The sequence below is a fragment of the bacterium SCSIO 12643 genome (assembly GCA_024398135.1).
Lineage (GTDB): Bacteria > Bacteroidota > Bacteroidia > Flavobacteriales_G > Salibacteraceae > CAJXZP01.
The window spans coordinates 1,371,834-1,384,791 of record CP073750.1 but is presented as its reverse complement, the minus strand read 5'-3'; the positions used below and the strand labels follow the sequence as shown (position 1 = coordinate 1,384,791).

12 protein-coding genes are annotated in these 12,958 nt (G+C 36.2%); 5 read left to right on the top strand and 7 right to left on the bottom strand.

The features are described 5' to 3' along the window. Nucleotides 1–114: 114 nt before the first annotated feature. From KFE94_06055 to KFE94_06040, 4 genes are all read right to left on the bottom strand, one after another. Entirely contained in the window at nt 115–696 is a 582-nt protein-coding gene (locus tag KFE94_06055) for an AhpC/TSA family protein (protein UTW67673.1), read from the bottom strand. Between the two features lie 77 nt (nt 697–773). Further along, on the bottom strand, nt 774–1,811 hold the full coding sequence (locus KFE94_06050) for a DUF4837 family protein (GenBank protein UTW67672.1): 1,038 nt from the start codon (nt 1,809–1,811) through the stop codon (nt 774–776). A 10-nt stretch (nt 1,812–1,821) separates the two neighbouring features. Further along, complete coding sequence (locus KFE94_06045; GenBank protein ID UTW67671.1) at nt 1,822–3,309, bottom strand: transglycosylase SLT domain-containing protein; 1,488 nt, start codon at nt 3,307–3,309, stop codon at nt 1,822–1,824. A gap of 137 nt (nt 3,310–3,446) precedes the next feature. Beyond that, nucleotides 3,447–4,529, bottom strand: a complete 1,083-nt coding sequence (locus KFE94_06040; protein UTW67670.1) for a glycosyltransferase — start codon at nt 4,527–4,529, stop codon at nt 3,447–3,449. An 81-nt stretch (nt 4,530–4,610) separates the two neighbouring features. On the opposite strand from KFE94_06040, the gene trmB reads away from it, so the two are divergent. The 3 genes from trmB to KFE94_06025 all read left to right on the top strand — a co-directional run bounded on the left by trmB (nt 4,611) and on the right by KFE94_06025 (nt 6,498). Next, nucleotides 4,611–5,321, top strand: coding sequence for a tRNA (guanosine(46)-N7)-methyltransferase TrmB (gene trmB / locus KFE94_06035; protein UTW67669.1), 711 nt, complete (start codon nt 4,611–4,613; stop codon nt 5,319–5,321). Next, nucleotides 5,322–5,678 (top strand): MGMT family protein, encoded by a 357-nt coding sequence (locus KFE94_06030; protein UTW67668.1) that lies wholly within the window; start codon nt 5,322–5,324, stop codon nt 5,676–5,678. Nucleotides 5,679–5,772: 94 nt separating this feature from the next. Next, nucleotides 5,773–6,498 carry a polyprenol monophosphomannose synthase gene (locus tag KFE94_06025; GenBank protein ID UTW67667.1) on the top strand — a complete coding sequence of 242 codons (726 nt, stop codon included), beginning with the start codon at nt 5,773–5,775 and terminating at the stop codon, nt 6,496–6,498. 1 nt (nt 6,499) lies between these two features. On the opposite strand, the gene KFE94_06020 is transcribed toward KFE94_06025, so the two are convergent. After that, nucleotides 6,500–8,416, bottom strand: a complete 1,917-nt coding sequence (locus tag KFE94_06020) for a T9SS type A sorting domain-containing protein (protein UTW67666.1) — start codon at nt 8,414–8,416, stop codon at nt 6,500–6,502. 226 nt (nt 8,417–8,642) lie between these two features. On the opposite strand from KFE94_06020, the gene KFE94_06015 reads away from it, so the two are divergent. Then, nucleotides 8,643–8,813: a hypothetical protein gene (locus tag KFE94_06015; protein UTW67665.1), complete on the top strand. Its 171-nt coding sequence runs from the start codon at nt 8,643–8,645 to the stop codon at nt 8,811–8,813. Here the strand turns inward: KFE94_06015 and KFE94_06010 are convergent. Beyond that, nucleotides 8,810–9,565, bottom strand: a complete 756-nt coding sequence (locus KFE94_06010) for a response regulator (GenBank protein ID UTW67664.1) — start codon at nt 9,563–9,565, stop codon at nt 8,810–8,812. The two genes, KFE94_06015 and KFE94_06010, sit on opposite strands and share 4 nt — an antisense overlap. A gap of 98 nt (nt 9,566–9,663) precedes the next feature. On the opposite strand from KFE94_06010, the gene KFE94_06005 reads away from it, so the two are divergent. After that, nucleotides 9,664–12,042, top strand: coding sequence for a PAS domain S-box protein (locus KFE94_06005; protein ID UTW67663.1), 2,379 nt, complete (start codon nt 9,664–9,666; stop codon nt 12,040–12,042). On the opposite strand, the gene KFE94_06000 is transcribed toward KFE94_06005, so the two are convergent. Continuing rightward, nucleotides 12,032–12,958 (bottom strand): GHMP kinase, encoded by a 927-nt coding sequence (locus KFE94_06000; protein ID UTW67662.1) that lies wholly within the window; start codon nt 12,956–12,958, stop codon nt 12,032–12,034. The genes KFE94_06005 and KFE94_06000 overlap by 11 nt on opposite strands.

Sequence of the window (12,958 nt, the reverse complement as noted above, 5' to 3'; positions counted from 1 at the left end):
TGAAGTGTACAAAGGTAACGGGTTAAATAGAGGTGGTTAGTAACAAAACTCACCTCTATTGGTTTTTATCCACTAGAGCATTTTTAAGATGTCTTCAGCCGTAGCACGATTGGTCTAATTATAGTCAAATTGTTTATAGATGATTTTACCATCTGTATCAATAATAAATGTAGCAGGCACAGGTAATTGTGCATTTTCTTTGCCATTGTTTTGAGCAATGTCAGTATCCAGGTTTTTTAAAATTCGTTCTTGATATTTTTGTGTTACATCAAACAAAACATCAAAATCTTTACAGATTTTAAGTGAAGCATCTGAGATGAAAATAAAGTCCGATTTTGTATTTTCAGCTGTTTTGGAAGCACTTGATTGCTGCTCTGGGGAGACCACTAAAACGGTAGCGCCTTTGGCTGTTATTTCGGGTAAAGAATTATTCAATTTACTCAGATAACGATTGCAAACCGGACACCATTCTCCACGGTAAAATATAACTACAACAGGGCCTTGTTTCAACAATTTCCCGGTATTGATCTTTTCTCCTGTGATGGAGGTTGTTTTAATAATGGGTGCCTGATCGTTTACATTTAACCCAATAGGCAATGTGGATGTGGTATCCATTCCATATTTATTGGGATTCATTTCCTGGGCTGAAACTACAAAAGATGCCAACGCGATACTGATCAAAAGAATGTATTTCATAATTTTTTGAGGGCAAACCTACTCTCAATGTCGATTACGAAATGACGGGGGGCTTACATTTACATATAAAGAGAATGTTATTTGGATGCAGAAACAAATTGGATTGACCTTGCTATGGATTCGATTTCTCTATAGTATTCCCGTTTGTTAAATTGTGGTGCAAAAGCGTATCCAGAGAAACAATAGATCATACCTTCATCTTCATTCAATACAAAATATGTAGCCATTGGACCTCCCATGAAATTGTTTTCCATGCGCCATAACCCATGAATCTCTTTTGCGAAATGGTCCTGATAATTGATTTCTTTAGTAACCGGGGGATAATAACGATATTCAGTGGTCATATAGCTGCCATCAGATGGTCCCGGAATATAAGCCTGAAGAATAGAATCACGTAAAGCAAACAGATTGCTATCTAAAAATTGTTGCTTTTGGCGGTAAGGATATTTAAAAATCAAAAGACCCTGACTAATCTGATGTTGGTAACCTCCTTTGAGTTTTTCTCTCTCAATTCGCACCCAGGCGTGTTTATCATCGTGTGAAGCCAACACAGCTTCTTTGGGAATTACTGCTTCAATTTGAAGTTCCTTTTTAAGTTTTTCCTGAATACCCTTGTTCGGTTTGCGTTTATATTTGGCATAAAGTCTATTGAACTCTTTAGCTTGAATAGTATGAATCATTTGGGCGGCATTCTGGTTGAAAATATCAATCAGTTCATCTCGACTACTGGCAATGACTCGAATCACTAATTGTCCATTGGCCCATGCGTTTTTATGATAGGTAACTTCTCCTTCACTGTATCTGTTCGTGTCAATTTCAATGAGGACAACATTTCTGAAGGTTTGAAAAATTCGATCGAAATCACTTTTGTTAGTTTGAATAACATTAAACAAAGGCTCGTCTTGAGGCATTCCGTATACGGGCTTTAGGAAATGAGACTGAATGGTCTCTCCAATTTTTCCCTTCCATTGATTCGTGGTGGTTACAAAGATGACCTCTCCGGGATTACCTGAAATAGACATCAACATTTTGTTCTCTTCGTCATTGTTAGAACAGGAGAATAAAACGCTTGATAAAACTGCAATGGAGAATATGAATTTAAGAATCTGGTTCATGATGGTCTGTTTAAGATTCACCTACAATAATATTCGTGCCAACTTTTAGGTTTTTATCATTTAAATCTTTGTTCCATTCTTTTAATTTCTCAATCGATACCCCATTGGCATTGGCAATATCCCATAAAGTGTCTCCAGATTGAATTTTGTAATAGGTATAGTTTTGATCACTGGTAGTGGCTCTGGTTTTGGGTTTTGGCTTAGGCTTTGATTGCGCATAATTACCTTTTGGATAAATGACCAATTTTTGTCCTACTCTTAGATTATTATTTCTAAGTCCGTTCCAGCGTTTGATACTACTCACACTTACATGATAGCGATTGGCAATTTTTCCCAGATAATCTCCGGACCTTACCCGATAAACTACACGGTCTTCGGAAAAAGGCTTAATCTCTTTTCCTTGATTTGGTTTTTCCTTTTTAGCCAAAGCATAGATGGTTTGTTCATTCTGAACAAATAGTTCTGTCTTTTCATGAGGTAGATACAGAATAGAAGTTTTATTGCTATATGCCGGGATATAATCCAGTTTGTACGTTGGATTAAAGTATGCAATATCCTCAACCGGAATCTCCAGATTTTGAGATAACTGCTCAAAACTAATAGGCTGTTTGACCTGAACAGTATCCAATTCAAAATAAGTGGCTTTAGGCATAACCGGATAAATGTTATGCGCTGAAGGATTATTCATTACGTAATTTACCGCAATAAATGCTGGAACATAACCACGAGTTTCTCTAGGTAAATAAGGATATAAATCCCAGTAATTTCCATCCGAAGAACCTGATCTGCGCATTGCTCTATTTACGTTTCCAGGCCCACAATTATAAGCGGCCAAAGCTAAATCCCATTTATGATAGATTCCATATAGATACTTTAGATACCTCAATGCAGCATCTGTAGATTTAATCGGGTCCATACGCTCATCCATGTATGAATTTTGATTTAACCCATACATTTTCCCAGTGGCATACATAAACTGCCATAAGCCTACCGCACCAGCATGTGATCTTGCTTTAGGATTTAACCCGGATTCGATTACTGCTAAATATTTAAGTTCAAATGGCATTTCATGTTTAGCCAATAATTCTTCCATCATAGGAAAATATTGATGTTGTAACCCAAGTAATTTTGCAGTTTGTTTTCTCCTTCTAACTACATACAGTTTGATAAAGGCATCAGTTCTTTTGTTATAAACCAAATCGAAAGGAGAGCGTTGATCCAGCGAGTCTAAAAACTTAGCATAATAGGCACTATCATAATAAGGTACACTATCCGCAGCAAATTGGAATGTATTCAGATTTTCAACACTGGTATCTACTTGATGTGATTCTAAATATGGAAGTCTGGCCATATGATCTAAAGCAAATACAACTTCGTCACCTGTATCAATCAAAAGACTATCAATTGACGGTTGAACCTGACTACTGTCCTGAGCGTGTATGCTCGAGATATAAAGAAGTGCGAAAAGAAAAGAAAAAAGTGTTTGTTTAAAACTCATAAAAACTTGTTTTCCAGTTGTTATGTGTGTCTTGTTTTGATGACAACGAATGAAACCGAAAGATATTTAGAATGTAACCTCAATTTACGAGATGCAAAGAAAGGTTTTTCACTGATTAATGTTTACGTAGATCTGGGTTAAATGTTGTTAAGTAGGTCATAAATCCTATCAATTTTCTTAGAATCGAAGTTTTTGAAATTAGGATTGAAAGTGTTAAAAGATTCCAGTACTTTCTGAAGATCAAATTGATGTTGTTTGGAGGTAATGAATAATCCCTTTTCAGTGAGATAATCAGCTAAATATTCTTGTTCTATTTGACCAGGTGTAGGGACCATAATTGCAGTCTTACCTAGCGAGATATAATCCATAATGGATGAATACCCAGATCTGGAAATGCAAATCATTGAATTTTCAATAAGCCATTTTAGATGCGCGCTCGAAGCAAATGGTAAATACGTAAGGTTGTGTGCTGTTTTTGAATTTTCCACGGATTCATATTTCCCTCCAACCACAATTACATGATGATCATTTTTTTCTGATTGTTTCCGTAGAATATATTCAAATTTTGATCGTTGAGGTTCGGGACCTGAAATGATAGCAAGGATATAAGGCTTTCGGATTTCAATTTCAGGAGACTGTGCTCTTAATTTGGAAGAAAATCGGCTCAAAATTCCAATATACTTAGCTTGTGATAAATTATGGATTGGATGTGATAAATCTCCCGATACATTATTAGCGTCTTCAAAATCTGGAATCCAGACTTCATCAAATTTGTTTAGAAATTTTCTGTGAAGTGCTGATGCTACATTTGAGAATACCGGAGCTAAAATATTGGGTTGATGTGTGATAATGATAGACTTAATATCTGAATGAAAAATTCCATATCGATTATCGGATATGATGGTATCAATATGATGATCTTTAATGATAGTCTCCAATACCTTTTTTTCACGTTTAATCGCGGATAAAATTTTAGGAACAGATAGAATCATATGCATGGCAAATTGATCATTATCAGGATAGGTGATGTTATAACCTGGAAGCTCAATGGCAAGAAGTTCAGGGAATTCTTTTTGCAATAATTGGAAAGCATTTCCATCAGATCCTAAAATGACTTTATGCCCTTGTTTTTTTAGATGCTGAATGATTGGAATACACCTTGTGGCATGACCTAGCCCCCAGTTCAATGGAGCAATGAATATAGTTTTAGTTTGAATCATGAAAAGTGTATAACAAATTAAAACTAAAGCATCCTATGTATCGCTTTGAATGATATTATTTTTGCCGAAATACTTGGATCGATGTCGAATAAGAATAAGCTGAATCGTTTCGCTGATGTAGCGCGTTTTGAAAATGTTTTAGAACCTTCTCTTCAGGATGTTATTGACAAAAATAATGGAGGAGAAATCAAACCACATCCCATTAAAGGAAATTGGAAAAAGGAGTTTTTTAAAAATGAGAATCCTTTGGTTTTGGAATTGGCATGTGGTGGTGGAGAATACACGGTAGCATTGGCGCGTCAAAATTCCGGTAAGAATTATTTGGGGGTGGATATTAAAGGAGCCAGACTTTGGAAAGGCGCAAAAATTGCTTTGGACGAGGGATTAGGGAATGCTGGTTTTTTACGCACAAGAATCGATTTTATAACTTCCTTTTTTGCCGTGGATGAAGTGGATGAAATATGGATTACTTTTCCTGATCCGCAACCGCAAAAGAATCGTGCCAGAAAGAGACTGACTGCACCATTGTTTATTGATCGTTATAGAAAGTTTTTGAAACCGGGAGCAGTACTCCATTTGAAGCATGACAATGACTTTTTCTTTAATTACACATTGGAGCAAATAGAGACGCATGGATATGATCTGGAATTTGTGTCCCATGATATTTATGCAGATTTAGATCTGGTTAAAGATGAAGATCTGAAAGAAATATTGCAGGTAAAAACCTATTATGAGGAAAAGTTTTCCGAAATTGGACACGTGATAAAATATTTGAGATTTAGAATTACGTAAATGACAGTTGTAAAGCATTCAGAGAAGAATAAGGATTTTTTTGACCAGGTATATCAAGTAGTTCGGTTGATTCCGAAAGGTAGAGTTACAAACTATGGCTCAATTGGTAGATATCTGGGATCAGCAAGATCGGCTCGGATGGTGGGATGGGCAATGAATGGAAGTGATAAAGCCGGTCTGGAAGTACCTGCACATCGTGTAGTGAATCGAGTAGGGGTTTTATCAGGTAAAAACAACTTTGTCCCTCCTTCGAGAATGCAGGAATTATTAGAAGCTGAAGGAATAAAAGTGGAGAATGATCAAATTGTCAATTTTAAAGAGGTTTTTTGGGACCCAAATGAAGAATTGAAATTATAAATTCACAGATTTTAATAATTTTTTTCGCTCTTCAGCGGTCAGTTTGTAAACTAATAACGTCCAAATATTATCTTCGCCATCAAAATTTGCTATAGTGAACGACAGCATCGTTATCATACCAACTTATAATGAGATTGAGAACATTGAGAAAATGATTCGAAAAGTGTTTTCGTTAGAGAAAGCTTTCGATGTATTGATTATTGATGATGGTTCTCCGGATGGTACGGCTGCTGTGGTAAAAGAACTGCAATCCGAGTTCCCGGATAGGTTGTTTATTGAAGAACGTCAAGGTAAATTGGGATTGGGAACAGCCTATATACATGGATTTCATTGGAGTATCGATAGACATTACGATTTTATATTTGAAATGGATTGTGATTTTTCACATAATCCTGATGACTTGATTGTTTTGTACAACGAGGCGCAAAATAATAATGCGGATTTGGTGATTGGGTCCAGATATATCAAGGGTGTAAATGTAGTGAACTGGCCAATGGGTAGAATCTTGATGTCCTATTATGCATCTATGTACGTAAGAATAGTTACAGGAATGCCTATTCGTGACACTACAGCTGGGTTTAAGTGCTACCGAAGAAAGGTACTGGAATCTATTGGAATTGATGAGATACAGTTTAAAGGTTACGCATTTCAGATTGAAATGAAATTCAGAACCTGGAGAAAAGGATTTAAAGTGATGGAAACCCCAATCATCTTCACAGATCGTCAAGAAGGAACTTCTAAGATGTCTGGTGGTATTTTCAAAGAAGCTTTCTTTGGTGTGATCACATTGAAGCTTAAAAGCATTTTTGGAAAGATCTAATCTATTTTGAAATCACAAGTTTGTGTGATGTAGACTTCTCTTTATGTCGTAAGATCAAAATATATTCCCCCTGACTTAAATAAGAAACATCTATCTCTTTTGGAAATGAAAATGTAGGCATGGATTCATGTCGCATGAGTTTCCCAACCGAACTAATGATTTGGTATTCTGAAACATATTTCATTTCTCCACCTGGTGATATGATAATATGATTTTGCGCTGGATTGGGGTAAACATTTAACCCGTCCAGCGAAGTCGTATTGATACTAAAGTTTGCTTTTGATATTAAATCCAGATTGGGGTCAATGGTGATCTTGTTTACCACAAAAGGCACTGAGGTTTGCTCAATTTGCTTGTTGGTTTGATGATACATATAGTACCATAAGCTATCCCCATTATCGCTTTCTATAAGGAGAGGGACATTAAGATAGAAAAACGAAACTGAGGCATGAGATGTGGTTTGGGATAGATTGAGTTCTAAGTCAGAACCATTTTGTTTCCACTCTAAATTAAAACTGGGGTAACCCTGACCATACACCCACTGATTTTTAAATGTAGATATATTATGACCTGTTTCCATTTCGATATGCGAAAAAAAGTCGTCCGTATAGGCAAAACCATATGTTAATTGTTGATTTGTTACATATGCTCTTATGGCATTAAAAAAATGATCATCTCCAATCTGCTTACGGAGCATGTGAAGCATATAACCAGCTTTCGCATATGAAAGATTTGGATCAAAGATTCGAGAGACACTACTGGTATCATATACATAGATACTTCCATCTGATAATTCGGTGGCGCGTTCAAGAAATGTTTTTTTCCATTGATACCATGAAGAATCCTGATACAAAAATTCAAAAGGAATTCCGGCAAAGTAGGTCGCAAACCCTTCATTCAGCCAGATGTCGCTCCAACTACCACAAGTGATTTTATTTCCGAACCACTGATGGGCCAATTCGTGTGCAGTTAAACCGAATCCAAAATGATACATGAAACTCATGGTCTGATGTTCCATCCCGCCACCTCGTCCAAATTGCGCATGTCCGTATTTTTCTGACATAAAAGGGTAGGGACCGATAAGAGAATCGTAAAATCGTAGCAAGGTATCTGTGGCCATCAATTGATCGATGACATCAGCGCTATCTTCTTTGTAAACATAATTTTGTACCAATAAATTTCCGTTGGTCAAAGTAGATTGAAAGTTAATTTCAGCATAAGGTGTAACGGCTATCGCCACTAAATAGGTGGCAATTGGATAGGTGCTTTTCCAGTGAACTGTGGTTGTGGAATTCGGATGCGGTATTTCAGAAATTAAGTTCCCAACCCCAGCTACTTTATTTCCATTGGGTACAGTGATATAAGTATCCACGGAATCGGCTTTATCCAATAAGCTCTGTTTACATGGCCACCAGTCTAATGCACCATAAGGTTCTGAAAGTGTCCAAAGAATTGGTGTGTTATTGTGGTAGTCGGTTCTAAATGAAGCAGAATTTGGAGGCGTTCCATGATAATAAATGGTAACCGAATCTTTTTGAGAATGCTGAAAAGCATGTTGAACAAAGATCTGATTGTTGAGATGTTCAAATGATAGCGTTAGATTATTTCTAGATATAGAATCAACTTGTAATACAGAATTCAAATCAAAAACGATTTGCGAAATATTATTCTTTGGTGTAAAGTGAATGGTAACACTACCTTGAATAAAATGAGAATCTGGACTTACATTAAGTTGCAGTTGATAATAAGAAACGTCATAATTCTGGGTGTTTTGGGACTCGGTGAAGGCCCTTTTGTTTTGAAATCCAGATTTTTCGTATTTAACGATTTCTTCAAAGTCTTGAGCATGGTTGTGTTGTCCTTGAATGGTAATACCAAAAAGGAATTGCAGACATAAGAACATGATAAACCGCGTCATTTAAGCGAAAATAGTGATTTTTAGTGCGAGCTCTAAATTGAATGTCGGGATATGGTTGAAAATTATGTTAATGATTTGTTGATAATAAATTGGCGCTTCTAAAGTCTTGCTAGATGAGGGAAGTGCATGATTATCAATGTTTAAATTATGTTAAAGTTTAGATTGTTGTAAAACAATTACTATATTTAGATCGTTAGTTTAGGTGTAACATAAAATTTGGGGATTTATGGAAAGTTTAAGAAAAGGGAGATTGGGACTTCTTGAGAAAACCTTATTGGAATTCAAGGAGAAAGGATACACCAGTCTCGAAGAAATCAGAGAGTACTTGAGTACCAAGTACAAATTAACCGTAAGTAATACGGTTTTAAGAAGACGAATGGAGAGCCTTAGTTTTTAAATAAAACCGGCATCCTTAGGAACGATTTCAGTTGGAGGGAATCCAAAGTAGTTCTTAAAAGAAAATGAGAAGTAACTTACGCTATTGAACCCAGTAGCGTAAGCCACTTCCGAAATGTTTCCACCGCGTTGTTCAATAATTTGTTTTGCTTGCTCTAGTCTAAATTCTCTTAGGAATTGATTGAAAGTTTTGTTCGTAATGGCTTTTACTCTTCTTTGAACAGTAGATTTGCTTAACCCCATTTCAACCACAACATCTTCGATCGCAAATTGTGATTTATCTAAATTGTCAGCAAATAGCACAATAAGTTCACGCATGAAGATGTCTTCAGTAGATTCCACTTCAGTTTTATTGGTTTCTAAATACGCTTTTGCTTTTAACTTTCTTCTAATCTCAATCAAATTCGCAATCCTGGCAATAAGCTCTTTTGCATTAAATGGTTTGGTGATATAATCATCTGCGCCATATTCTAATCCCATGATTTTGGATTCTGTCATGGTTTTGGCTGTAAGCAGTATCACCGGGGTATTGGTTAATGCTGGAGTTTCTCTAACGTTTTTTAATAATTCATATCCATCCATCTCCGGCATCATAATATCCGAGATAATTAAATCCGGTTCCTTCTTAAACGCCATATCTAAACCTTCCTTCCCATCGGAAGAACTAAATACTGTATAGCCTTTAAATTTTAAGAGTTCTTCAAGGTTTTCTCTTACTGTGGCATCGTCTTCAATTACAAGTATATTGGACATGGATTTAAACGTTTTGATTCGATATTGTCACAAATGTAACATATTGGCGTTATTTTTGGCAATAGATTATGTATGATTTCTCTGCAAATAGTGCTCAATTGATATCTAATAACAAATCCTCACTGCTTGATAAGTCGCTTCAATTATTCATCGGTGAAAATTTATTTGAGAATAAAGTAAATATCTTTTTAAAGTGGTTGTCGGATACTTATTATCCTTATCAAATGGTATTTGTGGCTCATGTTCCGCCCAAAATGCAGACTCATTTTAAATCGCAAAAATGTGTGTATGGGAGCGAAACAGAAGAGATTCCGTTAGAGGATGATCTAATCGCAGCGATTAAAAAAATAGAGGATCCTGAAAAAAATGTTTTTTGGGGATTGACGAATGAGTTAACCAATGTTTCGTTAAGAGCTGACTTTGAAAAGAACAGAGTCATTTCCTTTTTAATATTTCCACTTCGAGCGCAGCAAAAAACAATTGGTTATTTAGCCTTATTGGAAAATGATACAGAGCGATTATGGACAAAGGAGGATAAAAAAGAATTGAATTCTCTATCAGTCATATTTTCTCAATATTTTCATACAGCAACTTTAGAACGAGAGCTTTTTACCAAAGAAGATGTACTTCAAAAAGCCATTGAAAGTTCTAACGATGGCTATTGGCACATTGATTTGACACAAAATCAAATGCATTTTTCGCGTCAATGGAAAAGAATGCTGGGTTTTGATGAAGATGAAATTGAAGATTCGTTCGAAACTTTTGAAAGTCTGTTGCATCCGAGCGATAAAGAAATAGTTCTTCAAGTGCTAGACCCATATATGAAAATTGGTGTGGGGACTTATGAATGTGAGTACCGGATTAGGAACAAAGAAGGTAAGTATTTGTGGGTGTTGACGCGTGCAAATGTTAATTTTTCCGAGAATGGTATCCCACTCCAGTTTGTCGCAACCAATACGGATATCACATCGCGAATTGAATATAAAAGGAAGTTAGCACAAAGTGAAGCCAACTATAAAAGACTCATTAGCTCGATTCATGAGATTATTTTTGAAATTGACAACAAAGGGGTAATAACCTTTCTAAATGATGCCTGGGAGCGTCATTTGTTGCTTAAAGTAGATAAGACTGTTGGGACTGAAGCCTCAAAATATATTCATCCGGATGATAGAGCTACTGGAAGTCAAATATTTCAACTCAAGTATGAAGGTGAAGATGTGATCCACAAAACCGAAGAGTTGAAATTTATTGCAGCAAATGGAAAGTCCGTTTGGATGGAAGTTCATGCTTCTGTGATTTTTAATGAAAGTCATGAGCTTCAAGGAGTCAAAGGAACCTTGATTAACATTGAAGAACGCAAGCGCGTTGAGATTGAGAATAAAGCAAGTGAAAATAAACTGGCTCGAATCTCTGAGAATATTTCCGATTTGATTGCTGAAATAGATGAGAATGGAAATTATCTGTTTATTTCAAATGCGGTTCGTGGGATGGTCGGAAAGAACCCGGATGAATTCATTGGTAGGAATGCGATTTTAGATATTCACCCGGAAGATCATAAAAGAATTAAAGCGAATCTGTTTGACCAGTTATTGAATGGAGCTAAACGTGTGGTAGAACAGTTTCGTGTGCGAATGGCAGAAGGAGGTTATATCTGGATAGAGTCAGTATTACAACCGTTGATTTCAGCCTCCGGTAAGCGAACGTTTATCGCAGCTACACGTGATATTTCTGCAAGAAGAAAAGTGGAAGAGGAGATGAAAATGGCGCTCCAAAAGGAGAAAGAGCTAAATGAGTTAAAATCCAGATTCATTACGATGACATCTCATGAGTTCAGAACCCCATTGTCTTCAATAAAATCAAGTGTGGAACTGCTGGAAATGTATGCGGAAGATTTGGGAGATCGTTTTATCAAGCCATTTGAAAAGCATTTTGGTAAGATTACGACTCAGGTAAGTAGAATTAATAATCTCCTGAAAAATATAGATACATTAGGCAAGATTGAGTCGATGGAGATGCCGTTTAATCCGGTAAATCAAAATCTAGTGGAGTTTACGCAAAGTATCATCAATGAGCAGATTGTAAAAGCTTTCCCAGATAGAAAGGTGAACTTGAAAATTTCAGGTACTCCACGTGTTTTGGTATTTGATCCAAGCCTATTTGATAATCTGATCTGTAATGTGCTTAAAAATGCATTGCTATATTCCGAAGATAAGGATGTGGAATGTGAATTATCGTTTGAGGAAGATGGTTTTTCTGTAATCGTTTCGGATGAAGGAATTGGTATTCCGGAAGATGAAATGTCGCATTTATTCACTTCATTTTTTAGAGCTAAGAATATTGTAAACTTAAATATCCCCGGGAATGGTTTGGGATTGGTGATTGCTAAAAGAATCGTAGACATTCACCATGGAGAAATTAAAATAGAAAGTGAGGAAAATGTGGGAACGAAAGTTCTAATGCATATTCCTAATCTATAGGGTTGAAGATCATTTCTTTCCAGGGAATTATTATTGGGAACCCTAGTGCTTTGATTTTTTCAATTTCAGAAGAATCTCCCAGAAACAGCACAAAGTCTCCTCCCCAGGCACCAAGAGATTTAAACGTTCCATTGATCTGTGAAAAATGCAATGATTTGACCGAAGGATAACCTAGAGCTACAGATAATTTAGACTCATGTAACTGCAATAACTTCTGCGCCTGAAATAAATCAGTACAAATAACAAGTTGTTGTGTGATATCCGAGATTTCAGATGCCAGTTTATTCTTGTCAAAATCCAGATGACTATATTTTTTAACCTCTTTACTACTCACCTGTTTTTGACCCAGGTAAACAAAATGAGCATGTTTGATCCATGATGGGTTGAAGTCAATTGAAGTGGTTAAATGTTTACGATCATCTATTTGAAATAGAATTGGACTATTTGTTGTCGCACAAGCGATATCGTAACCTGATCCACCAAATGTCTGATCTAACAATTTATATGGATTGATCTGGGCCCATTGAGAAATGAGAGAAATTAATGTGGAACTGGAACCTAAACCCCAATTTCTATCAAATCCCAAATGGGTATCCACTTTGCAATTTTCAAGTTTTTCGAGGAAATCAGGCTGAATTTGAGTGGCTGATTTTAGAATGGATTGTAGCTTTTCAGAAAGCCTGGTGTCATTCGAATTCCCAATATTTAATTGTTTGTCGAAAGAGACTTTTAACCAACTTTTTTGATTTACATCCCAGCTTGTCCAGATTATTCCATCAATTGAATGATCTTTTGTAACTGTTAGTGACTGCCCAGACCGACATGGAATAGCAAATGCAGTGGCACCATCTAAAACGGAATATTCGCCCGTGATAAGCAATTTACCATGGGCGTAATATTGTTGTTCCGTATTCAT

What these genes read in the sequence shown, in the direction of transcription:
- KFE94_06055 (UTW67673.1), bottom strand. Translation starts at nt 696, where the DNA reads ATGAAATACATTCTTTTGATCAGTATCGCGTTGGCATCTTTTGTAGTT.
- KFE94_06050 (UTW67672.1), bottom strand. Translation starts at nt 1,811, where the DNA reads ATGAACCAGATTCTTAAATTCATATTCTCCATTGCAGTTTTATCAAGC.
- KFE94_06015 (UTW67665.1), top strand. Translation starts at nt 8,643, where the DNA reads ATGGAAAGTTTAAGAAAAGGGAGATTGGGACTTCTTGAGAAAACCTTA.
- KFE94_06030 (UTW67668.1), top strand. Translation starts at nt 5,322, where the DNA reads ATGACAGTTGTAAAGCATTCAGAGAAGAATAAGGATTTTTTTGACCAG.
- KFE94_06020 (UTW67666.1), bottom strand. Translation starts at nt 8,416, where the DNA reads ATGACGCGGTTTATCATGTTCTTATGTCTGCAATTCCTTTTTGGTATT.
- KFE94_06040 (UTW67670.1), bottom strand. Translation starts at nt 4,529, where the DNA reads ATGATTCAAACTAAAACTATATTCATTGCTCCATTGAACTGGGGGCTA.
- KFE94_06000 (UTW67662.1), bottom strand. Translation starts at nt 12,958, where the DNA reads ATGAATACGGAACAACAATATTACGCCCATGGTAAATTGCTTATCACG.
- KFE94_06010 (UTW67664.1), bottom strand. Translation starts at nt 9,565, where the DNA reads ATGTCCAATATACTTGTAATTGAAGACGATGCCACAGTAAGAGAAAAC.
- KFE94_06045 (UTW67671.1), bottom strand. Translation starts at nt 3,309, where the DNA reads ATGAGTTTTAAACAAACACTTTTTTCTTTTCTTTTCGCACTTCTTTAT.
- trmB (UTW67669.1), top strand. Translation starts at nt 4,611, where the DNA reads ATGTCGAATAAGAATAAGCTGAATCGTTTCGCTGATGTAGCGCGTTTT.